Raw genomic sequence first — 23,141 nt, 5'->3', positions numbered from 1 at the left:
TGTCCCGATGTCCTTCCTGTCACGACCCACCACCTCGCGGGCCTCCCTGCCCGCCCGGGTGGCCGGGCGGCTGTCCCGCATGTCGTGGGTCGACGTCGTGGTCGCCGCCGCCGTGCTGGCCGGGCTGTACCTCCTGCTCCGCGTGAGCAAGGGCGCCACCGTCTCCTTCGACCCGGCCCACGTCGTCAAGGTGGACACCGACCCCGCGAAGCTGCCGTACTACGCGGCACGAAGCCTGCTGCGGATGTTCGTGGCCCTCGCCGCCTCGGTCGTCTTCACCCTCGTCTACGCCTACGCGGCCGCCCGCAGCAGGCGCCTGGAGCGGGTGCTGATCCCCGCGCTGGACATCCTGCAGTCCGTCCCCGTGCTGGGCTTTCTGAGCGTCGCCGTGACCGGCTTCATCTCGCTGTTCCCGGGCTCGCTGCTGGGGCTCGAATGCGCGTCCATCTTCGCGATCTTCACCTCGCAGGCGTGGAACATGACGTTCGGCTTCTACCACTCCCTCATCACCCTGCCGCGTGAGCTGGACGAGGTCTCCCGCTCCTTCCGCTTCACCCGGTGGATGCGGTTCTGGAAGGTCGAGCTCCCGTCCGGGGCGATCGGGCTCGTCTGGAACGGGATGATGAGCTTCGGCGGCGGCTGGTTCTTCCTGGTGGCCTCCGAGGCCATCAGCGTCTCCCACCACTCCTACGCGCTTCCCGGTGTCGGGTCCTTCGCGGGCACGGCCATCGCCGACGGCGACCTGGGCAAGGTCGGCTGGGCGGTGGCGGCCATGACGGTCATGGTCGTCGGCGTGAACTTCTTCTTCTGGCGGCCGCTGACCGCGTGGACGGAGCGGTTCAAGAACGAGCAGTCCGAGGCCGCCGACGTCCAGCGTTCGCTGGTGCTGGACTTCCTGCGCCGTTCCTCCTGGCCGCGCCTCCTGCGCCGGCTGACCCGCCCGGCGGGAGAGGCGCTGGGCCGGGCCGCGCGGGTCCTCGGGACCGACGACCGGCCGCTGACGGTCAACCGGCCGCACCGCAGGGCCGGTGACCTCGCCTTCGCCGTGGTGGCGGGCGGCCTGGTCCTCTGGGGGCTGCTCGACCTCCTCGGCTACCTCGAGAACCACACCGGGCTCGGGGTCTTCGGGGAGCCCCTGCTGCTCGGACTCGCCACCCTCGCGCGCGTCGTCGTCCTGGTGGCCGTCGCGACGGTGGTGTGGGTACCCATCGGCGTGAAGATCGGCCTCTCGCCGAAACTGGCCCGCGTCGCCCAGCCCTTCGTGCAGATCCTCGCGAGCTTCCCCGCCAACTTCCTCTTCCCGCTCGCCACTTGGTTCTTCCTCAGGACCGGACTGTCGATCAACATCGGCGGCATGTTCCTGATGGCCCTCGGCGCCCAGTGGTACATCCTCTTCAACACCATCGCCGGAGCCTCGGCGATCCCCTCCGACCTGCGTGAGGCCATGGACGACCTGGGCGTACGCGGCCGGCAGCGATGGAAGCGCCTGATCATCCCCGGGATCTTCCCCGCCTACGTCACCGGCGGCATCACCGCGTCCGGCGGCGCCTGGAACGCCTCGATCGTCTCCGAGATCGTCACCTTCGGCGGTACGACGCTGACCGCGACCGGCCTCGGCGCGTACATCTCCCACGCCACCTCCCGCGGCGACTACCCGCACCTCATCGCCGGCATCGCCGTGATGGCCCTCTACGTCGTCGGGCTCAACCGGCTGCTGTGGCGCAGGCTCTACCGCCTCGCCGAAACCCGCTACTCCCTGTGAACCGCCCGAACTCGCAGACCCTGTCGGAAGGAGCCCCGCACATGGCCCCGAGCGCCGGACCCGGCCACAGCGCCGATACCCGCCTCGCCGGAGGCGAGGTGCTGCTCGCCGCCCGAGCCGTCACCAAGTCCTACGCGGGCGCCGACGGGGAACTGCCCGTCCTCGCGGGCATCGACCTGGACGTACGCGCCGGCGAGATCGTCGCCCTCCTCGGCCGCTCGGGCTCCGGCAAGTCCACCCTGCTGCGCTGCCTCGCCGGCCTCATCCCCGCCAGCTCCGGCACCATCACCTACCGGGGCAAGGTGCTCGACGGCGCCAACCCCGGCACCGCCATGGTCTTCCAGACCTTCGCCCTGCTGCCCTGGCTCACCGTCCAGCAGAACGTCGAACTCGGCCTCGAAGCACGGGGCGTGCCCGCCAGGCTGCGCGCCGGGGCGGCCCTCCAGGCCATCGACCTCATCGGCCTCGACGGCTTCGAGTCCGCCTATCCCAAGGAGCTCTCCGGCGGCATGCGCCAGCGCGTCGGCTTCGCCCGCGCCCTCGTCGTCGAACCCGACGTCCTGATGATGGACGAGCCCTTCTCCGCCCTCGACGTCCTCACCGCCGAGAACCTGCGCGGCGAACTCATGGAACTGTGGGACTCCGGGCAGTTCCCCACCCGCGCCGTCGTCGTCGTCACCCACAACATCGAGGAAGCCGTGCTGATGGCCGACCGCGTCGTCGTCCTCGGCTCCCGGCCCGGCACCCTCAGGGCCACCTTCGACGTGACCCTGGAACGCCCCCGCGACCGCAACGCCCCCGATTTCGACGCCCTGATCGACGCCGTCTACCAGGTCATGACCGGCCGCGAGAAGGACACCGCCCCGCACCTGCCCGGCCGCACCGCCGCCGAGCCCGCCAAGCGCACCATGGCCAACACCCCGCTGCCCCAGGCCAGCGTCGACGGCCTCTCCGGCCTCGCGGAGATCCTCATTCAGCACGGCGACCGCTGCGACCTCGCCGACCTCGCCGAGGAACTCGGCCTGGAGGTGGACGATCTGCTGCCCCAGGTCGACGCCCTCGAACTGCTCGGCTTCGCCCTCATCCGCGACGGCGACCTGCTCCTGACCGCGTCCGGCACCCGGTTCGCCCGCGCGGACGTCCAGGAATCCAAGAAGATCTTCGCCGACGCGGTGCTCGACGCCGCACCCCTGGTGCGCCTGATCGTCACCAGCCTGCGCCGCACCGACGGCACCCTGCGCCCCGGTTTCTTCCGCGACCTGCTCGCCCACCACTACACGAGCGAACAGGTCACCCAGCAGCTGGAGACCGCCACCGACTGGGGCCGCTACGCCGAGCTCTATTCCTACGACGCGGCCCGCGAGGAGTACGCGCTGGACGAGGGCGGGGCGGGCCTCGCCCTGCTGCCCGGACGGCCGGAGTGACCCGGTGTTCAGCCGCCCGCCACCGGCCGCGCCCGCAAGCGCCCGCGCGCCTGCCCCTTCGCCACCACCGCCGCCGTGGACTCGGCGGCGGCCCCGGGCGCCGCGGTGCCGTCCGCTCCCGTCACGGCGTCGGCCCGCGCGACCAGGACCGCGCTCCGCAGGAGCGCCACCACGTGCTCTCCCGCGACCCGGTAGAAGATCCGCGTCCCCTCACGCCGTGAGACCACCAGCCCCGCGGCCCGCAGTCGCGCCAGGTGCTGCGACACCGCCGCCACGTGCGCTCCGGCCAGTTCGGCCAGTTGCCCGACCGAGTGCTCACGCCGCGCCAGTGCCCACAGCACCTGGAACCGGGTCGTGTCGGCCACGGCCTTCAGCACGGCGACCGCCTGTTCCACCCCGGCTGTGCCACCAGGTGATCCCTGCGCGTCCATGCGAGGAGTCTAGACAGACGCGGTAGGGGCCCGCCGCTTCCCGCGGCGGGCCCTACCGGGCGCGGTCAGCTCACCGGTGCGGCCGGCCTGGTGGCGGCGCCGGTACGGCCCGGTGCGGTCCTCGGGGTCAGGACCCGTTCGGCGAGATGGCCGAAGAGGAGGCCGAAGGCGGCCCAGAGGGTGCACTGGATGGCGAGGGCGGCGAGGCGGAACTGCCACAGCACGGTGGCCGGGAAGTCCTTGGGCACCTCGTTGACCGAGGGCAGGAACGCGTACGCGAGACCGGTCGCGAGGATCAAGGCGGCCGAAGCCACCACGGTCGCGTACCAGGTGCCCAGGCGCGGGGCCAGTCGCTTGCCGAGGATGACCGCGGCGACGCTCAGCAGGACACTGAGCGCGATCATCAGGAAGTAGAGCGTGGTGCGTTTGGTGAGGGTGTCCGGATCGCCGACGGACGGCGGGTTGGCGGGGTATTTCAGGAACGGCACCACATAGACGGCCAGCAGGCTGCCCATGGAGACCATGAGCGCGGTCGCGCGCGGGCCGAACCGGCCGATACGGCCCAGCGCCACGCAGAACGCCAGAGCGGCGATACCGCCGAGCGCGACGCCGTAGACCAGGACGCCGGTGGCCAGCCCTGCGGTGGACTGCAGGGAGCGGCTGACCAGCTCCACACCGTGCTCGTGGCTGTGGGCCTCCTCGAAGTCGATGGCGGCGTCCACCCGGGGCTCCCCCAGGAGATAGGCCACGACCAAGGCGAGGAGACCGGCGGCCAGGCCGGCCAGCATGCCGCGTACGAGCAGCACACGTACGGAGACGGGATTCACGGGACTTTCCTCCGGCCGTCGTCAGTGGCAGGGGAAGCCGAGGAGGTGGCGTCCGTCGTGGACCCACTCGTGCACGTCCTTGCCGGAGATGACCGAGGTGGCCCCCTGTTCGGCGCCGACGAAATAGAGCAGGACCAGCATGAGGATGCCGAAGAAGACCGCCCACGGGGCGATCGCCTTCAGGGATATGGGGGTGACCGCCGGTGCGGCGGAAGAGCTGGATGCGGGGGCAGCGGACTGCGCCATGGCCAAACCTCCTGGGGAAACTCGCGTCCCGGACTTCGGGGTGGTCCTCAACGACGGTGAGCGGGTCTGACTTTCCGGCCGTTACCGCGAGTCGCGGGTCCCGGCCGGGTACACAGTGGCGCGACCGTGCCGGAATTCCACCGGCTTCCACCACACCGTCGTCATGTTCACGCGACCGTACCGCGTGCGGTTCGGCCTGGCTACGGCGTACGACACACCCCCGCACGCCCCTGTTGCCGGGCGCGTGATGTGCTGGAGCACCGGACAGGCGGTTGAGGGGGAAATCAGGGTGACTGCGCGAGTGATGTTCGTAGCGCCGGCGATGAACACGGCACTGCGACAGCCGCGTTTCGACGACGGCGCCTCTCTCGACCACGCCGGCCTGCGGCAGGCGCGTGCCGCGGCGGGGGCGTTGCCCGCGGCCGGCCGCCACCTCCGCGCCCCGTCCACACGCTGCCGCGAGACGGCGGACGCCCTTGGCCTGGACGCCGAACAGGTGGGAGACCTGCGCGACCTGGACGTCGGGCGCTGGCAGGGCCGGACACTGGACGAGGTGAGCACCGCCGAACCGCAAGCCGTCGCCACGTGGTTGTCCGACCCCCTCGCCACGCCCCACGGGGGTGAGTCGCTGTCGGACCTGACCGCGCGTGTCGGTGGCTGGCTCGATGCCCGGGGCGACGGGGGCGGGAGGATTCTGGCCGTCGTGGAACCGGCTGTGGTCCGCGCGGCCGTCGTGCACGCGCTCGGCCTCCCCCTGCGGACCTTCTGGCGCCTGGACGTCCTCCCGCTGTCCTCGACCACCCTCACCGGCCGCGCCGGGCGGTGGAACCTGCGCTGCGGGCAGCTCCTGCGCCCGGCCGCGGAGCCGGCGGACTGACGCCGTATCAGGCGGACAGGGCCCGCCGCACGACGTCCGCGCACACACGGCGTCGGAAGCCGGAGGATGCGCACGGTGCGCGTGAGCGCTCCCGTCTCCCGCTGAGGCCGGGCCGATCACCGAGCCTTCGCAATCTTGGCGAACACGGCCGGGAAGATTCGCGGAAGTTGGCATCGGGCCACGGTTGATGGGGGTCGGTGCCACTGTCAGAGTCGTGGTGCGGCCCGCCGGAGTGATCGGCGGCCGGACCGGGGACCGGGCACGATCACTGCCCTGACGTCGGAGATCCCGGCACGTCCGGCCGGAGCGTCCACTTCTTCGAACGCACCGCACTCGACCGGGCCTTCCCGCCTTCACCACCGACGCCCACACCCGCCGCCTCGCGCGGCACGAAACGGAGCGGTCATGACCAGCGGCATCCAGCGCGTAGGCGTCGTCGGCGGCGGGCAGATGGGCGCAGGCATCGCCGAGGTCTGTGCCCGCGCCGGGCTCGACACCGTCGTGTGCGAGGCCGACGCCACCGCCGCCCGGCGGGCCCGCGACCGGGTCGCCCGGTCCCTGGAACGCGCCGTCGACCGCGGCAGGCTGGACCGCCCCGCCGCCGAGGACGCCCTGGCCCGGCTCGTCTTCTCCGGCAGCCTCGACGACCTCGCCGACCGGCACCTGGTCATCGAGGCCGTCATCGAGAACACCGACGCCAAGACGGAGATCTTCCACGTCCTCGACAAGATCGTCGAGGACCCCGGGGCGATCCTCGCCACCAACACCTCCTCCCTCCCCGTCATGCGCCTCGGCATGGCCACCCAGCGGGCCGACCGCGTCCTGGGCCTGCACTTCTTCAACCCCGTGCCGGTCATGCCGCTGGTGGAGATCGTCACCTCGCTCCACACCACCGCGGAGACGGCCGCCACGGCGGAGGCGTTCGCCCGGGAGACGCTGGGCAAGACCGCGATCCGCTCCAGGGACCGGGCGGGCTTCGTCGTCAACGCCCTGCTGATCCCCTATCTCCTCTCCGCCGTCCGCATGGCCGAGTCCGGCTTCGCCACCGCCGCCGACGTGGACGCCGGCATGGAGCTGGGCTGCGCGCACCCGATGGGCCCGCTCAAGCTCGCCGACCTGATCGGCCTGGACACCGTGGCCTCCATCGCCGAGTCGCTGTACGAGGAGTTCAAGGAGCCGCTCTACGCCCCGCCGCCCCTGCTCCAGCGCATGGTGGAGGCCGGGCTGCTCGGCCGGAAGACGGGCCGGGGATTCCACGCCTACGACCGGTGAGGCGGGGCGCGCGTCCCCGGATCCTGTGAATCTCCTCCGGACCCGGCCCGGGGCGGCTCGCTCACAGGGTTTTCAGAGGAAGCGCTGGAAGGCTGGCCGCCTTGTCACCGTGGGAGAGGAGAACAGGTGGCCACCAGCACTTGCGACGGTCCGGCCGCCGTACGCGGCGGTCCTCCCGCGCACGCGGCCGCCCCCCGCCCGTTCCGGGCCGGCCCCCTCCCGGCCCAGGTGCTCATCTGGGCCGGGGCCGCCGCCGTGCTCGGGCTGTGGTGGACCGACACCCCGGCGGTCGTCGGCCCGGCGGGTTGGCTGACCGGAGCCGGCCGCATCACCGGCCTCCTCGCCGGCTACGCCTGCGCCGTCCTGCTGGCCCTGATGGCCCGGGTGCCGGCCCTGGACCGCGGCGTCGGCACCGACCGGCTGGCGCGCTGGCACGCCGCGGGCGGCCGCTACACCCTGGGCCTCGCCCTCGCCCACACCCTGCTGATCATCTGGGGCTCGGCCCTCACCACCCACTCCGGGGTCGTGAGCCAGACCACCACCCTCGTCCTGACCTATCCGGACATGCTCAAGGCCACCGCGGGCTTCCTGCTGCTCCTCGCCACCGGGATCCTCTCGGCCCGCGCCGCCCGACGGCACCTGAGCTACGAGATCTGGCACTACCTGCACTTCGCCACCTACCTCGCCGTCTTCCTCGCCTTCGGCCACCAACTCGCCAACGGCGCCGACTTCGTGGGTGACAACGCCGCCCAGCTCGCGTGGTACGCCCTGTACGGCGGCGTGGCCGCGCTGCTGGTCTGGTTCCGCTTCGTGGTCCCGGTCCGGCGCGGGCTCCGGCACCGGATGCGCGTCTCACACGTACGCACCGAGGCACCCGGCGTCGTCTCGGTCTACGTCACGGGCGCGCGGCTCGACGAGCTCGGGGCGGAACCGGGCCAGTTCTTCCGGTGGCGCTTCCTGTGCCGGGGCATGTGGTGGACGGCCAATCCTTACTCCCTCTCCGCCCCCGCCCGACCCGGGCACCTGCGCGTCACCGTCAAGGCCGCGGGCGTGCACAGCGCGGCCCTCGCCCGGCTCGCCCCCGGCACCCGGGTCTGGGCGGAAGGCCCCTACGGCGGCTTCACGGCCGCCCCGCGCGCCGCCCACAGGGTCCTGCTCCTCGCCGGCGGCGTCGGCATCACCCCGCTGCGCACCCTCTTCGAGACACTCCCCGGCCAGGTCACCCTCATGTACCGCGCCCGCCGCCCCGAGGACTTCGCACTGCGCGGCGAGCTCGACGCGATCGCGGGCGCCCGGGGCGCGCACGTCGTCTACGCCGTCGACGAGCCGTCCGCGTACGGCTTTCCCGTCGTGCCGCTCACCGCGCCGGGCCTGCTGGGGCTCGTGCCGGATCTGGCCGCGCACGAGGTGTACGTGTGCGGGCCGCCCGGCATGTGCGAGGCGGCGCTTCGGGCGCTGCGCGGCGCGGGCGTACCGCGGCGCCGTATCCACCACGAGTCGTTCACGCTGTGACGCCGGTACGCCGCGTCCGCGCCCGGCTCCGCACCGATTCCGCACCCGACCTGATTCCGCACCTGAAGGAGACCGCGCGTGCGCCGAGCCGCCGTCACCGTCCTGACGACAGCCACGGGCGTCGTCCTGCTGCTGTCCCTCAAACCGCAGCACAGCCCGGCGCCCCCGGCCGTCTCCGCGCCGCAGCCCGTCACCTCGCCCGCCACGACCCTGCCTCCGGGCAGCCGGACGGGCGCGTTCACCGGTGCCGTGATCGACACCCGGTACGGCCCGGTCCAGGTCGAAGCCACCCTCACCCAGGGAAGGCTCACCGCCGTCCGCGTGCTCCAGGCACCCTCCGGCCGAGGCAGGGACCAGGAGATCGCCGCCTACGCCCTGCCCCGGCTCACCCAGGAGGCGCTGGGCGCCCAGAGCGCGGGCATCGACGCCGTCTCCGGCGCCAGTTACACGAGCGAGGGCTACATCCAGTCCCTGCAGAGCGCCCTGGACAAGGCCGGTGCCTGAGCACGGGCGCGGGCTGCGCCACGTCGAGCACGCCATGGGGACGGTCTTCTCCTTCGACCTCCGCGACACCGTCACCCCGGCCGTCGGCCGGGCCCTGCGCGAGGCGGTGACGTGGCTGCACCATGTGGACGCCCTGTTCTCCACCTACCGGCCCGACAGCGCGATCTGCCGCCTCGACCGCGGCGAGACCACGGTCGAGCGGTGCCCGGCCGAGGTCGGCGAGGTGCTCCGGCTGTGCGCGGAGGCGGAGGCGCTGACCGGTGGCTGGTTCAGCGCCCGGGCCGGCGGACGGCTCGACCCCTCCGGGCTCGTCAAGGGCTGGGCGGTCGAGCGAGCGGCGGCCGTCCTCCACGGGGCCGGTGCCCGCAACCTCTGCGTCAACGGCGGCGGAGACCTCCAACTCCACGGCGAGGCCGCGCCCGGAACGCCCTGGAGAATAGGCATAGCGGACCCCACGCGCCCCGGCCGCCTCCTGACCGTCGTGACGGCCGGTGCCCCCGCCGCCTCCGCCGTCGCCACCTCCGGCACCGCGGAACGCGGGCACCACATCCTCGACCCCCACGCGCACCGCCCCGCGCGCGGCCTGTTGTCGACGACGGTCATCGGCCCGAGCCTGACCTGGGCGGACGTCCACGCCACAGCGATCTTCGCGAGGGGAGCGGGCATGGACGCGGAGGGCTACGAGGTGCTGACCCTCGCGGAGGACGGCCGGATCGGGGGCAGCGGGGGCTTCGCCCGCGCGGTGACGGACGCCGGTTCCGCAGAGGGGTAGCCGGAAAACGGGTGTGGAGGCCGTCCCGTCCCTCCCCTGTGTGATCCACATCATGGGAACCCGCGCCCGCCACCGGACATATCCAGATGTGATGTCACTACACACCCGCATCAGGGACGGCGACCCGGACTCCTTCCGCCGGCTCTTCCGCGAGCACGCCCAGCTCGTCCACCGCTACGCCCTCCGTGCCACCGGCGACTGGGCCACCGCCGAGGACGTCGTCTCGCTCACCTTCCTGGAGGCCTGGCGTCTTCGCGCCCGGCTCCCCGAGGAACCGGACGGCGCGCGGGCGTGGCTGATGGGCATCGCGGTGAACGTCCAGCGCAACACCAGCCGCGCCGCCCGCCGTCACGAGAAGGCTCTGCGGCGGATGCCCGCCAAGGAAGCCGTGCCGGACATCGCGGGTGAGGTGGTGAGCAGGATGGCGGACGCCGAACAGCTCACCGCCGCGAAGAACGCCCTGGGGAAGCTGCGGCGGCCGGAGCGCGAGGTCGTCACCCTCTGCGTGTGGTCCGGCCTGAGCTACGCGGAAGCGGCCGAGGCCCTGGGCGTGGCTGTCGGCACCGTACGGTCACGGCTCTTCCGGGCCCGCGAGCGCCTGCGCGAGCTCGCCGAGCACGAACTCCGGCGGCGCGCGGACGAGCCGGCGGCCCGGCAGCCCGAGCGCCTCCACCTGAACCTTCGCCTGAACCGGCCCGACGAGAAGTGGAACCGATGATGCGTACCTCCCCGCGGCATCAAGAGCCGCTCGACCTCCGCGACTTCGACCTCCTGCTCCCCCCGCAGCCCGAGACCGCCCTGCCGCGGGCCCGGCAGGACCTGCTGGAAGAGGCCCTGTGGGCCGAGGCGCACCGGACAACAGCGCGCGCGCCGCGCTCCCGTGCGCGCCGTACGGCCTGGATCGCGCTCCCGGTCGCCGCGGCGGTGATCGGGGGCGCGGTGGTCGTCGCCCCGCACGGCCCGGGTGCCTCAGGCGCGGACACCCGTACGCCGAAGGCCGGAGTGAGGCTGGAGTCCGGCACCGCCAAAGGGCTGTCGGCGACCGTCGACCGGATCTCGCTCGCGGCGGCACGGCTGCCGGCCCTGGAGCCCCGGCAGGACCAGTACCTCTACGTGGAGAGCAAGGTGACGGGAGGGTGGGTCGACAGGGCGGGGGGCAAGGAGAAGCTCGTGGTGAGTCCGCTGCACTCGCGCCAGGTGTGGCGCTCGCCCGACGGCCTCAGGAGTTTCACCTACGAGCCGGACCACAAGTTCATGGACAAGAACGGCGAGGACCTCGATCTCGACCCCTCCGGTGAGGTCGCCGACCGGGGCTCCTACAACAGCGTCAAGGCGCTTCCCACCGATCCCGACGTCCTCCTCAAGCGCCTCTACGGGCCGGGCAGGGCGGGCGACCCCCAGGCCGACTGGTCGGCGTTCGGGGAGGTGGGCCGGCTGCTGGAGGAGCAGATCGCGACGCCGCAGATCAGCGCCGCGCTCTTCAAGGCGGCTGCGAAGATCCCCGGTGTCACCCTCATGGAGCGGACCACCGACGCGACCGGCCGGCCCGGCATCGCCCTCACGCACACCGGCCCCGACAGCCGCCAGGAATGGATCTTCGACAGGACCACGTACCAGTACCTCGGCCAGCGCGAGGTCCTGGTCAAGCCGTACCGGGGCCTCGAACCCGGCGCCGTCACCCGCGAGACCGTCGTCATCGAGCGGGCCGTGGTCGACGCGAAGAAGGAACTGCCCGACGGGAGGACACTCGATCCGGCCGCACGCTGAGCCGCCTCTGGTCGCGGCCGTACGGCTGGGGCCGGGGGCGCCGCCGGGTCATCGGGTGACTCCCTCCTCGCCGGCCGGGCGGCCGCGGTCCGCGGGCGCGCGGGGTGCGGGCGCGGTGCGGCACGTGTAGGCGGCGGGGTCGAAGCGTTTGAGCCGGCGGACGAGTGTGCCGGTGGACCAGGGCCAGCAGAAGGTGTTCCGGCCGCCCGGGCCGAAGTAGTAGCTGGAGCAGCCGCCCGCGTTGTACACGGTGGTCTCCAGAGCTTTCTGCACGGCGGCGTTGTAGGCGGCCTGGACGGCCGGTCTCACGTCCAGGGCGGTGTGACCGCCCCGCCGCAGATGGGTCAGCGCGCCGGAAAGATAGGCGAGTTGCGCTTCGAGGACCGTGACGGCCGAGGTGGAGCCGGAGAGGATGTTGGGGCCGAGGAGGAGGAAGAGGTTGGGGAACCCGCTGACGCTGGTGCCGAGGTAGGCCGTGGGGCCGTCCTCGCCCCAGGTCTCGTGCAGCGTCCGGCCGTCCGCGCCGTACACGCCCCGGGCCAGGGGCAGTTCACCGATGCGAAAGCCCGTGGCGTCGATCACCACATCGGCTTCGGCCCCGGTGCCGTCGGCACCGATGAGGCGCCGGCCGCGTACGGCGGAGAGGGCGGTGGGGTGCAGATGGACGTGCGGCCGGTTCAGCGCCGGGTAGAAGGTGCTCGACGTCAGCAGGCGCTTGCAGCCCAGGCGGTAGCCGGGCGTCAGGGCCCGGCGCAGCACCGGGTCGTGGACCGCGAGCCGCAGATGGGCGCGGGCCATGGCCTGGGCGGGGCCCACGAGACGGGGGTGGCGGAAGGCGTGGCCGAATCCCTCCTGAACGCCGTACTGGCCGGCCCGCAGGGCACGTTGCGCACCCGGGACGTGGGCGAGGCACCAGCCGAGTGCCGGGGAGACCGGGAGATCGGGTTTGGGCAGCACCCAATGGGCGGTGCGCTGGAAGAGGTGCACGGCCGCCGCCCGGTCCTGGAGGGCGGGGACGACCTGAACGGCGGACGCCCCACCGCCCACCACGGCCACGCGCCGGCCGGACAGGTCCACGGAGTGGTCCCACTCGGCCGTGTGGAACACCGGCCCGGGGAACTCGCCGAGCCCCGGCACATCCAGCCGGTGCGGGACGTGCCAGGGCCCGGTGGCCAGGATCAGTACGGTGGCGCGGTAGTCGCCGTCGGTGGTCTCCAGGTGCCAGCGCCCCGTCGCCCGGTTCCACCCGGCCCGCAGGACACCGACACCGCACCGCAGCACCTCGGCGACGCCGTACCGGTCCGCGGTCGCCCGCAGATAGTCGTGGATCTCCCGCTGCCCGGCGAAGGTCCGGCTCCACCCGGGGTTCGGCGCGAAGGAGTAGGAGTACAGCGAGGACGGGACATCGCACGCGCAGCCCGGATAGGTGTTGTCCCGCCAGGTGCCCCCGAGCTGTGCGGCTTTCTCCAGCACCACGAGGTCCCGGAAGCCCTGCTGACGCAGCCGGATGGCGGCCCCGACGCCGGAGAGCCCGGCTCCGACCACGATCACCCGCGCGTCCCTGTCCGTTCGAGGGGCGTTCGCGGGCCCGGACGGGATCGGCACCATACGCTCCCCCTGACGGCAGGGCCGTGGACGGCGGCCCTTTTCGAAGCTGACGGCACCCTCAGTGTGGCGGGAAGCGGAAGAGCACCATCAGGGCGCGGAGCGGCGCGCGGACCGCACTGCCGGTGGTGCGGGCAGCGCGCGGGGGGCGCTCCGCGCCCGTGACGTCACGCGGCCTGGAAGGCGCAGCCCGCGTGGGCCTTGTTGTCGAACGAGATCACGTCCGCGCGGTCCGCGGGCAGGCCCCGGAGGAAGGCACCGGCGTACCGGCGGCCGATGAGGAAGGCACCCCAGTTGAGCGTCCAGGGGGAGAGTTCGCCGGTCTCGCCGTCGGGGAACAGCTCGTGCCGTGGCGTGACCAGTTCCTGGACGATGTACCCGCCCGCCGCCGCCCGGGAGAGCGCGTCCGCCCACTCCTGGTCGCCGGTGCCGCGGCCGAGCACGGTGCCGGTGCCGCCCAGGCCGTGCGAGGGCTTGAGGACGAGGTCCGCACGCCGCTGAGCGCAGTACGTGAGGAGGTCCACCTCTTGCCCGCGCACCCGGGCCGGGCCGGGGCGCAGCTCGTGCGTCCAGGGCAGGAACCGCTCCACCAGCGCCGTCTCGGCGGGGTCGTACGTGTCGCGGCAGCGGTCCTCCCACAGCATGGCCAGCGCCCGCTTGTTGCCGTGCATGGAGGTGCGCAGCGGGGACAGCACCGGGACGCCGCACCGCGCGAAGGAGTCGAGAAGTTCCTCGGCCCGTGCGAGGGAGGCGGCGTCGGCGGTGAGTTCGCCGAGCGTGAAGAAGCGGTGGACGGCGTCGACGGGGCGGCCGTCGACGGTGATCCGGCCGCCGGTCTCCCGTACCTGTTCCGTGTGGCAGGGGACGGTCTCGATGCCGTAGCGCTCCAGCATCGCGGCCAGGGCACGGATCTTGGGCTCGGTCTTGCGGTATCCGGGCCACCAGTCCATGAGCGCGACCCGGGGGGTGCCCCCGCCGCTCTCCGCCGTCGCGCGGACGGTGCCGGCCAGCGCGCCGACGGTGTCGGGGAAGGTCAGGTCCTCCGCCGCCGCGAAGGCGGCGAATTGCTCGTCCTGGAGGAGCAGCCGGTTGAGTTCGGGGACGTCGAGGCCGCCGAGCGCGCTGCTGATGTTGAACTCCAGCAGCCGGAAGTCCGTACCGTCGTGGTAGAGATCGGCGCGGCCGATCCGGGCCGGCTCCGCCACCGGCGGCCGCAGGGCGACGCGCGCCTGCTCGGGGCGCAGCCCCACCGCGGCGGCGAAGGCGTGCGCGTCGCCGCCGAAGAGCCGGTCGGGCAGGGAGAACAGCAGGTCCAGTACGCCGTTCAGGTCGCTTTCGAGGCGCTCCGTCTCCGCCGCCTCCAGGAAGACCGGGCGGGTCAGGAAGCGGTCCTCGAGCGCGCCGTGCACGGCCTTGAGCCGGTCCGGGTCCGGCGCGTCGGGCCATACCGCGGCCGTGCCGGCGGGGGAGGCGAGATAGCGCTCGGTCAAGGAATTGCGGGGGGTGGTCATCGTGCTCATCGGCTCTCGGTGCTCTGCGGGTACGAAGGGGCGGTGCGGACGGTGACCAGGGCCAGCGCGGCGCGGGCCCGGGCGAGCGCCTCGTCGGGCGTCGCGCCCACCGCGGTCACCGAGCCGCACCGGTCGCCGGAGGCGCGCAAGGGGGAGACGGTCTCCCCGGCCCGGACCCCGGGCGAGACCGCCACCACTCCCGGCTGCCCGGCGGCCGTCTCCCAGCCGGAGACCTCGGTGGCGACGCCGGGCTCGGCGGTCAGGAACCAGGTCGCGGCGGCGCCGGCCTGGGTCCCGTCCGCCACCGGGGCGTCGGCGCCCGCGGTCCTGGCGGCCAGCAGGTCCCGGATGTCGGCGCCGTGGACGTGCCGGACGAGGTCGACGATGCCGTCACCACCGGGGCGGTTGTGCGACTCGACGACGCGGGGTCCGGCCGCCGTGAGGATGATCTCGGTGTGCGCGGGCCCCTCGGCGAAGCCCATCGCGTCGAGGAACCGGAAGGTCGCCTCCGTCAGCGCGGCGCGCTCGGCCGCGCCGATCCGCGCGGGCACGACGTGGCCGATCTCGACCGCGCCCTCGCCGGTGAACTTCTCGGTGATCGCGAGGAGTTCGTGCGCTCCGTCGTAGCTGAACGTCTCGACGCTGAACTCCGGGCCGTCCAGGAACTCCTCGGCGAGCGTCGCCCCCGGCAGGTCGGCGACCCGCCGGCGCGCGGAGGGGATGCCCTCCGCGTCGCGGATGACGACGATGCCCTGACTGCCCGAGCCGTCACGCGGCTTGAGGACGACCGGCAGGCCGACCGCGGCCACGAACGCGTCCACGTCACCGGGCTCGTGCAGCAGCCGCGCGCGGACGGCGGCCCCGTCCCCGACGGCCTCGCAGTGCCGCCGCATCAGGGATTTGTCCTTGAGGGCCAGCACGGTCTCCAGCGGGTTCCCGCCGAGGCCGAGCGCGTCGGCGATCCGGGCGGCGGCGGTCAGGAACCGCTCCCGCACGGTGACCACGTGACGGAACGGGACGACCTGGTGCAGCGCGACCGCCCTGCGGACCCAGTCGTCCTCGGACCCCTCGGGGAGCAGCCACGCCTCGTCGCAGGCCGCGCGGTGCGTGGGGGTGAACTCGTCGGGCGTACCGCCGTAGACGACGTATGCCCCGTGTCCCCGCAGGGCTGCCGGCAGCCTGGTGCCGCCGCCCAGGACCAGGACCGACGGCCCCCGCGTGCCCGGAGCCTCCGCGGCCTGTGGTGCCCCGGCCGGCAGGGGTTCTGTGGGTGCGGACGCGAGGGCGGTCATGCTGACTCCTGTACGGGTAGGGGGAGAGGGGCCTCGGCCCGCCGGGCGGCGGCGCGGGTGGCCGAGGGCACGGCGGCGGCCGCCGCCGCGACGACGAGGCCGAGCAGCAGCCACCCGGTGACGGGCCGCCACCGGGCTCCGTCGGCCAGGCAGACGGTGGTGACCACCATGGGGGCCAGCGCCGCGGTGGCTCCGCGGCCGAGGGAGAAGAAGCCCTGGTACTCGCCGTGCGAGCCGGCCGGGGCCAGTTCGTAGCTGAGGCCGTAACTGCCCGCCGAGTGCCAGAGTTCACCGGCGGTGTGCAGCACCATGCCCACGACGAGCAGGGCGAAGGCCAGGGCGGGCGAGGTGGCGAAGGCGGTGCAGGCGATCACCGCCCAGCCCGCCCACAGCACCCAGCCCGACCGGCGCACCGCCGCGGCCGCGGCGGGCACCTCGCCCGTGCCCCGGGAGAAGGGCACCTGGAGCAGGACCACCAGGACGGTGTTGGCCATGATGACGGCGGAGATGCTCCACCGCGGGGCGCTGCTGTGGCCCGCGATCCACAGCGGCAGGCCGAGGGAGAGCACGTCGTAGTGGATGCTGGTGATCCCGCACAACACGGTGACCAGCGTGTACCGCCGGTCGCGCAGCACCGCGCGGCGTGGGGGTGCCGACGGTCCGGTGCCGGCGGCCTCGACCGGCGGTACACGCAGCAGGGGGAGCGCGGCGCATACGTAGCACGCCGCGTTGAGGAAGACCACCGTGAGATAAGCGGAGCGCGAGTCGGCGGCCAGGGCGAGCGCGGCGAGCGCCGTGCCGAGGCTCAGCCCGGTGTTGGTCACCGACTTGAGCATGGCGCGCAGCCGCACCCGTTCCTCACCCTGGCCCACACCGCCGATGACGGCGCCCCGGGCGGCGTTGCCACCGCGTTGCGCGAGCGCCGCGACCGTGTTGGTCACGATGAACGCCCACAGCGAGTGCACCAGGGCGAACGACGCGGTGGCGGCCGCCTGGCCGAGCAGCGTGACCGCGTACGTGCCCCGCGGCCCGAAGCGGTCCGCGATCCGGCCGATCGGTACGGCGGCGGCCAGCCCGATCAGTCCGGCCACCGCGAGGCCGATGCCGACCTGGGACGGCGCGAGCCCCACGGAGCGGGTGAAGAACAGTGCGCTGACCGGCAGGAAGAGGCCGCCGCCGGTCTGCCCGACGAGGGTGGAGAGGGCCAGCGCGCGGGGCGCGCCGGGAGCCGGCAGGAGCGCGCGGATCCGGCCGCCCCGCACGGAGGTCGCGTCAGGCACGGTCACTCTCGTCGGCCTCGAGCTCCGCGAGCTTGTCCAGGACCAGTTCGGCGTGGCGCTCGGGCTCGGGCACCGGGTGCAGCAGGGCCCGTACGGCCCCCGCGCGGTCGAGGATCACGGCAGCGCGGGCGAACAGCGTGCGGCCGTCGGCCGTCACCTCGGGTACGCCCAGCGCCCGGCCGAGCGTCAGCTCACCGTCGCCCACGAGCGGATATCCCAGGTCGCGGGAACGGGCGAACTCCGTCAGGTGCCCGGGGGCGTGCGCGCTGACGCCCAGCACCCGGACGCCGGCCCGCGCGAACCGGGCGGCCTGGTCACGCACCGAGCACAGGCCGGTCGTGCAGCCGGCCAGCTCGGGCAGGACCTCGCCGATACCCGGCTCGGTGATGAAGAACAGCGCGGTCCACCGGTGGTCGGGGGAGGGGACGGCGGCCGGGCCTTCGGTCGTCTCGACGGTGTTGTGCATGGGGTGGTTCCTCGGTGTCGGATGTGCGGGTGACGGGTCGCGGTCAGACGGAATCGGCGTACCGCTCGATCTCCCAAGGGGTGACGACACGGTGCCAAGCGGCCCAGTCCGCTTCCGAGTTGCGGACGAACGCGCCGGTCGCCAGGTCGCCCACGGCGGCGCGCACGGTGCCGTCCTGCTCCAGGGCCCGCAGCGCGGAGGGCAGGTCCGTGGGGAGCGGCAGGATGCCGCGCGCGGCGAGAGCCGCCGGGTCCAGCTGGTCGGCGGGCTCCTCGCACGCCTCGGGCAGCTTCAGGTCACGGTCCTGGCCGTCGGCGAACGCGGCGAGCACACCCGCGAAGAGCAGGTGGGGATTGGCGGCCGGGTCGGGGCTGCGCATCTCCAGCCGGAGCGAGCCGGGCGCCGCGTTGTCCCCCACGACCTTGAACGCCGTGGACCTGTTGTGCCGCGCCCAACTGCGGTGCACCGGAGTGCCGGAGGCGGGGACGAGCCGCTTGTAGGAGTTGACGGTCGGGTTGCCCAGAGCCGTCAGCGCGGGCGCGTGGTCGAGGACACCGGCGAGCGAGCTGCGGAAGAGGCCGGACATGCCGTCGGCGTCGTCACCGTCGTGGAAGAGGGCCTTCGACGGCGTCTCGGTGTCCGCCAGCGAGACGTGGACGTGCAGGGCGTTGCCGTAGAGGTGCGCCAGGGGCTTGGGCATGAAGACGGCGGACAGGCCGCGGCGGCGGGCCATGACCCGGGCCGTGTGCTTGAGCAGCAGCAGCCGGTCCGCGGTGGTCAGCGCGTCACCGTGCCGGAAGACGAGCTCCCGCTGCCCGGCGCACACCTCGTGGTGGTGCCCGTCGACGGTGAACCCCATCCGGGCCAGGGCCTCGGCGATGTCCCGGCAGACCTCGTCGGCCTCCTCATCGACGCTCAGGTCCCAGTAGCCGGCGCCGTCGGCCGGGTCGCCCGCGCTGCCGGGGGCGCCGGGGCGCAGGAGGTAGAACTCGGCCTCGACACCGAAGACGGGGCGCTGGCCACGGGCCTCCGACGCCTCGACGGCCTTCCGCAGCACCGCGCGGGGGTCCGCGGCGAACGGCCGGCCCGCGGTGTCCACGACGTCGCAGAAGACCATGCCGACGGTGCGCCCGGACACCGTGTCCCAGGGCCGCCGCACATACGTCGACGGGTCGGGCACCAGGCGCAGGTCGCTGTGCTCGGGGTCGCCGTAGCCCAGGAGCACGGAACCGTCGAGGGTCCAGCCGCGGTCGCGCACCTCGGCCCAGCGGGCGGTGGGGACCTCCAGGGTCTTCAGGCGTCCGGCGACATCGGTGAAGAGCAGCTGGACGAAGTCGACGTCCGGTACAAGATCGGTGGTCATCGCTGTACTGCTCCCATGGGGTCGAGGCCGGGCGCGGTGGCCCGTGCGGTGGTGCGGGCGCCTGTGGCCGCGGTGTCGTCGGGGCGCGTGCGCGGGACGTACGAGGCGAGCACGCGGTCGGAGAGCAGGCCGAGGGAGCTCAGGTTGGGGAAACCCGGGCCCTGCGTCAGCGCGGCCAGGTTGGGCAGGTGCAAGGGCGCGGGCAGCCCGGCCACCGCGAGCGAGGCGTCGATGGAGTGCTCGAGGCGGTCGCGGGTCGCGGCGCCGCCGAGCGCGGCCCGCAGGGCTTCCTGGGCGCGCGGCCCGAGGAGGCGGGTGAACCACAGCGGGTCGCCGCCGGTCGCGTCGACGACCAGGTCGGCACGGTGGATGCGCAGTTCGTCGCCGTACGCGACCTCGACCGCCACACCGCCGTCGGCGGGGCGCGCGCCGACGACGCGGCCCGGCTCCCAGGAGACGTTGGTGGTCCGCGCCAGGTCGCTCTGCACCTCTTGCGAGAAGACCGCGCGGTCGGTGCGCCGGATGAACTCCTGCCGGTCCGCCTCGGAGAGGCCGGCCCAGCCGGTGGGGTCGCTGTAGTAGCGGTTCTCGAAGGGGCTCTCGCCCCGGCTGTAGAGCGTGGCCCGCGGGGCGACGACGACCACCTGCCGGTCCTGCCCGAGGGCGAGTTCGCGCACGATCGTGCCCGCGGTCTCGCCCGCTCCCACGACGATCACGCTGCGGACCCGGTCCGGCAGCCCCTCCACGGCGAGCTTCCAGAAGCCCGCCGTGTCCAGCACGACGGTGCCGTCGGTGGGCACCGTGCCCGCGGTGGGGCCCGGCCCGGAGACCAGCAGGCCGCGGCCGCGCACGGTCACGGGCGCGGCGCCGCCGTCGACGGTCAGCTCCCAGCCGCCGTCCTCCAGTTCGGCGGCGCGGACCTCACCGGTGACCGTGCGAAGGCCCGCCCGGTCGGCCGCCCACTCCAGATAGTCGGCCCACTCCCGGTGGCTGGGCTGGGGCCGGCCGCGGTCGATCCAGCGGGCGTACGCGCCCCGGTCGAGCAGGTGGCTGGACCAGCTGAAGCCGGCCATCCGCTGGGCGATCTCACCCGTGACCGGGTCCTGGGGGGCTCCCCAGGTGGTGCAGTCGTAGGGGAAGCCGAGGTCCTTCTCGGGGAGGGTGCCGAGCGGCTGCCGGCCGTTGGTCCAGCCGCGGCCCGCACGCCAGTTGGCGGCGGTGCAGTCCCGCTCGACGGCGACGACCTCGGGGACGTCGAAGCCGGCGGCGCGCAGCACGCTCGACTTCACCGCCAGGGCGATGGCCTTGGGGCCCGCCCCGATCACCAGGAGCGGAGCGTCGCCGCGGTGTCCCGGGCCCCAGGATCCGGCCACGGGGGCCGGGGAAAGCATGGATGACTGTGACATGTTGCTCCTGCTCAGAGGAAGCGGGCGGGATCGAACGCGGACGGGATGCCGTCCCCGCGGCCGCCGCGGATCCGCTCCGCGAGTTGTTCCGGCATGACCTGGGAGTACGGCATGCCATGGCCGTTGAACGCGGCCATCACCCACAGCCCGGCCGCGCCCGGCCAGGCGCCGACCAGCGGGCAGCGGTCCGGGGTGAACGCCATGACCCCGCTCCACGCGCGGGCCACGGGAACGCCGGTGGCCTCCGGGAGCAGCGAGGGCAGCGCGTCGGCCAGCCGCTGGGCCAAGTCCGGTGAGAAGGCCGGGGTGTTGTCGTCCTGCGGCAGGTCGATGCCCTCGTCGCGGCCCGGGACGGTGTTGCGCAGGCCGCCGATGAGCAGCGAGCCGTCCGGGGTCTGGCCGCCGTAGAGGAGGCCGCGGTCGAGCCCCCACTGCGGTATGCGGAAGGGCACGGGTGCCGTCTGGACGAGCTGCCCGCGCACCGGGGTGATGACCGGGGCGAGCTCCGGGAGCAGCCGGGGCGTCCAGGCGTTGAGCGCGACGACCACCTGCTCCGCGAGCACCTGGCCCGCGTCGGTGGTGACGAGCCAGCCGCCGGCGGGGGCCGCCTCCACGGACGTGACGGTGATGCCGCAGGCGAACTCCGCGCCGTGGCGGGCGGCCGCGGCGGCCATGCCCCGTACGTACGCGACGGAGTGGACCGCGTCCTGGTCCGGCCGGTACAGCCCGCCAAGGACGGTGTCGGGGAGGTCGGTGCCGAACGCCTCGCGGGCGGCCGCGAGGTCCAGCCACTCGGCCTCGATGCCGTCGGCCGTCAGGGCCTCGGCGGTGCGCTTGAGCTCGAGGGCCTCGTCCTCGGTGACGGCGAGGTCGAGCTTGGCGGTGGGGAAGCGGGTCGCCTCCAGCCCCTCGCGGGCGGCCACCTCGCGCACCAGGTCCCGGTTGGTGAGGGTGGCGCGGTAGATGGCCAGCGCCTCGGCGTGGCCGTACTTCTCGATCGCGAGGGCGTGCTGGGCGTTGCCGCCCTGGATCAGGCGTCCGGCGTTGCGGCCGGAGGAGCCCATGGCCGGGCCGGGGTTGCGCTCCAGCACCAGGGGTCGCAGGCCGGCGGTGGCCAGCCAGTAGGCGAGGGTCGAGCCCATCACGCCGGCGCCGAGCACGCAGACGCCGGTCTGCCGCGGGAGGGTGCTGTCGGTTCCGGTCCAGGTCGGTCCGGTGGCCAGCCAGTAGGAATCAGGGGATCGCATGGAAGTCCTCATCGAGCTGCCGCCGGCCATCAGGTCCAGCACTCGGAGCTGGGCAGGCGGCGGGCGGGGGGTTCGCCGGGGGCGGCGGGGGAGGTGACGACGGTGACCATCGCGGCGAGGCGGTCGGCGCGCTCGACCGCGGCGGCGGTGTCGTCGCCCACGGCGATGACGTAGCCGAGGCGGTGCAGATTGGTGGTGACCGGTTCGACGACATCGCCGGGCCGGGTCAGCAGCACCAGCCGCTCGCGGGCGTGGTCGAGCAGGGCGGACGCCTCGGCGACTCCGTCGATGTGCCGGACGACGCCGGGCTCGCCGGTGAGGAAGCGGATGGCCGCGCCCGAGCGGGCGGTGGCCCGGCCGAGGGCGCCGGTGTCGACCGGCCGCCTCAGGGCGAGGTCCGCGGCGGTGCCGTAGAGGTCGACTCCGCTGGTGAGATGGACGAGGTCCAGGATGCAGTCGCCGGCGGGCCGGGGGTTGACCTCGATGATCCGGGGGCCGTGGGCGGTCAGGATCATCTCGGTGTGCGCGATGCCGTGGTCGAAGCCGACGGCCTCGAGCGCGGCGGCCGCGATCTCGGCGACCTCGGCCTCCGATGTGCCGCCGAGGCGGGCCGGCACGGCCTGGCCGAGCTCGACGAACGAGTCGCCCCGGGTGCTCAGCTTCTCGGTGCAGGCCACGGCCACGGTGTGCCCGTCGACGGTGACGGTCTCGACGCTGATCTCCGCACCGATCAGCTCCTCTTCGGCGAGGAGGGCGCCGGTCTTGGTGAACGGCGCCGCCGACTCCCACGCCGCGTCGAGTTCCTGGGCGTTCCCGGCCCGCACCACGCCGCGTCCGGCCGAGGAGTCGGCGGGCTTGACGATGAGGGGATAGGTGAGGCCCTCGACGGCTGCCCGCCGTCGGGCGGGGTCGGTGACGGCCGCGTCGAGCACCCGGAAGCGCGGGCCGGGCACCCCTGCCTCGGCGAAGCGCTGCCTCGCCCAGGTCTTGTCCGTGAGGGACTTCAAGGTGCTCGGCGAGCAGCCCGGCAGTCCGAACTCCTCGGCGAGCCGGGCCACAAGAGGAAGGGTCGAGTCGAGGAATCCGATGACGCCCTTCTCGCCCGGCGCCGCCGCGAGAGCGGCGCGGCAGGCTTCGTACACCTCTTCCGCGGGGCGTTCCGGAGAGAGCGGAATCTGGTGTTCCGCCAGCCTGAGATAGGCGGCGGTGGCGCTCTCGGCCACGGCCAGCCGGAAGTCCGCCCGGCGGGTCCAGGAGGTCAGTGCTTGTTCACGCAAGCAGCCCACACGAATCAGGAGCAGGAGGGCTTTCGCGTCCATTGCCACAACTTTCGTTCTCGGGAGGCAGGTTCGCGGCGTGGTGGGCGCGCCGGACCGAGTCGTCCCAGGTGAGGTCGTCGATCGGCACACGGGGGCGACAGCGGCGCTGGGTGCGATCCGCGCGCCGGCCGGGAGTGGGTGCCGCGACAAAATGGATCATGGAGTGAAGTGGCAGGTAAGTCAATGGATGTGAGACACGAGGTGAACAATTTACGAATTCCAGGTGAACATTGAGTTCTGCGTCGAGGCAGCACGAAG

At 73.5% G+C, this 23,141-nt stretch carries 21 protein-coding genes; 9 read left to right on the top strand and 12 right to left on the bottom strand.

All coding sequences use genetic code 11. The features are described from left to right. The first annotated feature begins 7 nt into the window (after positions 1-7). Together ACZ4A5_RS16835 and ACZ4A5_RS16830 are read left to right on the top strand one after the other, a co-directional pair. Complete coding sequence (locus tag ACZ4A5_RS16835) at positions 8-1,762, top strand: ABC transporter permease (RefSeq protein ID WP_467583686.1); 1,755 nt, start codon at positions 8-10, stop codon at positions 1,760-1,762. Between the two features lie 41 nt (positions 1,763-1,803). Further along, the gene (locus ACZ4A5_RS16830) at positions 1,804-3,186 is read left to right on the top strand and encodes an ABC transporter ATP-binding protein (RefSeq protein WP_467583683.1); all 1,383 of its coding nucleotides are present in this window, start codon (positions 1,804-1,806) and stop codon (positions 3,184-3,186) included. 8 nt (positions 3,187-3,194) lie between these two features. Here ACZ4A5_RS16830 and ACZ4A5_RS16825 read toward each other — a convergent pair whose 3' ends face one another. The 3 genes from ACZ4A5_RS16825 to ACZ4A5_RS16815 form a co-directional block, all read right to left on the bottom strand. Further along, positions 3,195-3,617, bottom strand: a complete 423-nt coding sequence (locus ACZ4A5_RS16825) for an ArsR/SmtB family transcription factor (RefSeq protein ID WP_467583680.1) — start codon at positions 3,615-3,617, stop codon at positions 3,195-3,197. Between the two features lie 65 nt (positions 3,618-3,682). After that, positions 3,683-4,444 carry a CbtA family protein gene (locus ACZ4A5_RS16820; RefSeq protein ID WP_467583677.1) on the bottom strand — a complete coding sequence of 254 codons (762 nt, stop codon included), beginning with the start codon at positions 4,442-4,444 and terminating at the stop codon, positions 3,683-3,685. Positions 4,445-4,465: 21 nt separating this feature from the next. Next, a complete protein-coding gene (locus ACZ4A5_RS16815) occupies positions 4,466-4,690 on the bottom strand; it encodes a CbtB domain-containing protein (RefSeq protein WP_467583674.1) in 225 nt (74 codons plus the stop codon). A 289-nt stretch (positions 4,691-4,979) separates the two neighbouring features. Here ACZ4A5_RS16815 and ACZ4A5_RS16810 point away from each other — a divergent pair, with 289 nt between their 5' ends. The 7 genes from ACZ4A5_RS16810 (at position 4,980) to ACZ4A5_RS16780 (ending at position 11,394) form a co-directional block, all read left to right on the top strand. Beyond that, positions 4,980-5,567: a histidine phosphatase family protein gene (locus ACZ4A5_RS16810; protein WP_467583671.1), complete on the top strand. Its 588-nt coding sequence runs from the start codon at positions 4,980-4,982 to the stop codon at positions 5,565-5,567. Between the two features lie 405 nt (positions 5,568-5,972). Continuing rightward, positions 5,973-6,839, top strand: a complete 867-nt coding sequence (locus ACZ4A5_RS16805) for a 3-hydroxybutyryl-CoA dehydrogenase (protein WP_467583668.1) — start codon at positions 5,973-5,975, stop codon at positions 6,837-6,839. Positions 6,840-6,965: 126 nt separating this feature from the next. After that, positions 6,966-8,351 carry a ferredoxin reductase family protein gene (locus tag ACZ4A5_RS16800; protein ID WP_467583665.1) on the top strand — a complete coding sequence of 462 codons (1,386 nt, stop codon included), beginning with the start codon at positions 6,966-6,968 and terminating at the stop codon, positions 8,349-8,351. Positions 8,352-8,429: 78 nt separating this feature from the next. Next, positions 8,430-8,855: an FMN-binding protein gene (locus ACZ4A5_RS16795; protein ID WP_398875345.1), complete on the top strand. Its 426-nt coding sequence runs from the start codon at positions 8,430-8,432 to the stop codon at positions 8,853-8,855. Between the two features lie 34 nt (positions 8,856-8,889). Further along, the gene (locus tag ACZ4A5_RS16790; protein WP_467583841.1) at positions 8,890-9,627 is read left to right on the top strand and encodes an FAD:protein FMN transferase; all 738 of its coding nucleotides are present in this window, start codon (positions 8,890-8,892) and stop codon (positions 9,625-9,627) included. Positions 9,628-9,718: 91 nt separating this feature from the next. After that, the gene (locus ACZ4A5_RS16785) at positions 9,719-10,345 is read left to right on the top strand and encodes an RNA polymerase sigma factor (protein ID WP_467583661.1); all 627 of its coding nucleotides are present in this window, start codon (positions 9,719-9,721) and stop codon (positions 10,343-10,345) included. Next, positions 10,342-11,394 carry a CU044_5270 family protein gene (locus ACZ4A5_RS16780; protein WP_467583658.1) on the top strand — a complete coding sequence of 351 codons (1,053 nt, stop codon included), beginning with the start codon at positions 10,342-10,344 and terminating at the stop codon, positions 11,392-11,394. Before ACZ4A5_RS16785 ends, ACZ4A5_RS16780 begins: the two co-directional genes overlap by 4 nt. 48 nt (positions 11,395-11,442) lie before the next feature. Here ACZ4A5_RS16780 and ACZ4A5_RS16775 read toward each other — a convergent pair whose 3' ends face one another. The 9 genes from ACZ4A5_RS16775 to ACZ4A5_RS16735 form a co-directional block, all read right to left on the bottom strand. Continuing rightward, positions 11,443-12,945 carry a flavin-containing monooxygenase gene (locus ACZ4A5_RS16775; protein ID WP_467583655.1) on the bottom strand — a complete coding sequence of 501 codons (1,503 nt, stop codon included), beginning with the start codon at positions 12,943-12,945 and terminating at the stop codon, positions 11,443-11,445. 221 nt (positions 12,946-13,166) lie between these two features. Continuing rightward, complete coding sequence (locus tag ACZ4A5_RS16770) at positions 13,167-14,519, bottom strand: hypothetical protein (protein WP_467583651.1); 1,353 nt, start codon at positions 14,517-14,519, stop codon at positions 13,167-13,169. Continuing rightward, positions 14,516-15,802: an ATP-grasp domain-containing protein gene (locus ACZ4A5_RS16765; protein WP_467583648.1), complete on the bottom strand. Its 1,287-nt coding sequence runs from the start codon at positions 15,800-15,802 to the stop codon at positions 14,516-14,518. Before ACZ4A5_RS16765 ends, ACZ4A5_RS16770 begins: the two co-directional genes overlap by 4 nt. Beyond that, the gene (locus ACZ4A5_RS16760) at positions 15,799-17,082 is read right to left on the bottom strand and encodes an MFS transporter (RefSeq protein WP_467583645.1); all 1,284 of its coding nucleotides are present in this window, start codon (positions 17,080-17,082) and stop codon (positions 15,799-15,801) included. Before ACZ4A5_RS16760 ends, ACZ4A5_RS16765 begins: the two co-directional genes overlap by 4 nt. Next, positions 17,075-17,548 (bottom strand): redoxin domain-containing protein, encoded by a 474-nt coding sequence (locus ACZ4A5_RS16755; protein ID WP_467583642.1) that lies wholly within the window; start codon positions 17,546-17,548, stop codon positions 17,075-17,077. Before ACZ4A5_RS16755 ends, ACZ4A5_RS16760 begins: the two co-directional genes overlap by 8 nt. A 43-nt stretch (positions 17,549-17,591) precedes the next feature. Beyond that, complete coding sequence (locus ACZ4A5_RS16750; RefSeq protein ID WP_467583639.1) at positions 17,592-18,911, bottom strand: glutamine synthetase family protein; 1,320 nt, start codon at positions 18,909-18,911, stop codon at positions 17,592-17,594. Beyond that, entirely contained in the window at positions 18,908-20,317 is a 1,410-nt protein-coding gene (locus ACZ4A5_RS16745; RefSeq protein ID WP_467583637.1) for a SidA/IucD/PvdA family monooxygenase, read from the bottom strand. Before ACZ4A5_RS16745 ends, ACZ4A5_RS16750 begins: the two co-directional genes overlap by 4 nt. 11 nt (positions 20,318-20,328) lie before the next feature. Next, positions 20,329-21,564, bottom strand: a complete 1,236-nt coding sequence (locus ACZ4A5_RS16740; protein WP_467583633.1) for an NAD(P)/FAD-dependent oxidoreductase — start codon at positions 21,562-21,564, stop codon at positions 20,329-20,331. 29 nt (positions 21,565-21,593) lie between these two features. Further along, entirely contained in the window at positions 21,594-22,883 is a 1,290-nt protein-coding gene (locus ACZ4A5_RS16735) for an ATP-grasp domain-containing protein (protein ID WP_467583631.1), read from the bottom strand. Between the last annotated feature and the right edge of the window lie 258 nt (positions 22,884-23,141).

It is taken from the genome of Streptomyces sp. NPDC025618 (genome assembly GCF_055558795.1).
The sequence above is the reverse complement of the archived record's forward strand: the minus strand, read 5'-3'. Positions and strand labels throughout refer to the sequence as shown.

Excerpts from the sequence above, each read along its gene's own strand:
- ACZ4A5_RS16790 (WP_467583841.1), top strand. The coding sequence starts at position 8,890 with ATGGGGACGGTCTTCTCCTTCGACCTCCGCGACACCGTCACCCCGGCC.
- ACZ4A5_RS16785 (WP_467583661.1), top strand. The coding sequence starts at position 9,719 with ATGTCACTACACACCCGCATCAGGGACGGCGACCCGGACTCCTTCCGC.
- ACZ4A5_RS16780 (WP_467583658.1), top strand. The coding sequence starts at position 10,342 with ATGATGCGTACCTCCCCGCGGCATCAAGAGCCGCTCGACCTCCGCGAC.
- ACZ4A5_RS16805 (WP_467583668.1), top strand. The coding sequence starts at position 5,973 with ATGACCAGCGGCATCCAGCGCGTAGGCGTCGTCGGCGGCGGGCAGATG.
- ACZ4A5_RS16740 (WP_467583633.1), bottom strand. The coding sequence starts at position 21,564 with ATGCGATCCCCTGATTCCTACTGGCTGGCCACCGGACCGACCTGGACC.
- ACZ4A5_RS16830 (WP_467583683.1), top strand. The coding sequence starts at position 1,804 with ATGGCCCCGAGCGCCGGACCCGGCCACAGCGCCGATACCCGCCTCGCC.
- ACZ4A5_RS16750 (WP_467583639.1), bottom strand. The coding sequence starts at position 18,911 with ATGACCACCGATCTTGTACCGGACGTCGACTTCGTCCAGCTGCTCTTC.
- ACZ4A5_RS16835 (WP_467583686.1), top strand. The coding sequence starts at position 8 with ATGTCCTTCCTGTCACGACCCACCACCTCGCGGGCCTCCCTGCCCGCC.
- ACZ4A5_RS16735 (WP_467583631.1), bottom strand. The coding sequence starts at position 22,883 with ATGGACGCGAAAGCCCTCCTGCTCCTGATTCGTGTGGGCTGCTTGCGT.
- ACZ4A5_RS16815 (WP_467583674.1), bottom strand. The coding sequence starts at position 4,690 with ATGGCGCAGTCCGCTGCCCCCGCATCCAGCTCTTCCGCCGCACCGGCG.
- ACZ4A5_RS16765 (WP_467583648.1), bottom strand. The coding sequence starts at position 15,802 with ATGACCGCCCTCGCGTCCGCACCCACAGAACCCCTGCCGGCCGGGGCA.
- ACZ4A5_RS16745 (WP_467583637.1), bottom strand. The coding sequence starts at position 20,317 with ATGTCACAGTCATCCATGCTTTCCCCGGCCCCCGTGGCCGGATCCTGG.
- ACZ4A5_RS16770 (WP_467583651.1), bottom strand. The coding sequence starts at position 14,519 with ATGAGCACGATGACCACCCCCCGCAATTCCTTGACCGAGCGCTATCTC.
- ACZ4A5_RS16825 (WP_467583680.1), bottom strand. The coding sequence starts at position 3,617 with ATGGACGCGCAGGGATCACCTGGTGGCACAGCCGGGGTGGAACAGGCG.
- ACZ4A5_RS16755 (WP_467583642.1), bottom strand. The coding sequence starts at position 17,548 with ATGCACAACACCGTCGAGACGACCGAAGGCCCGGCCGCCGTCCCCTCC.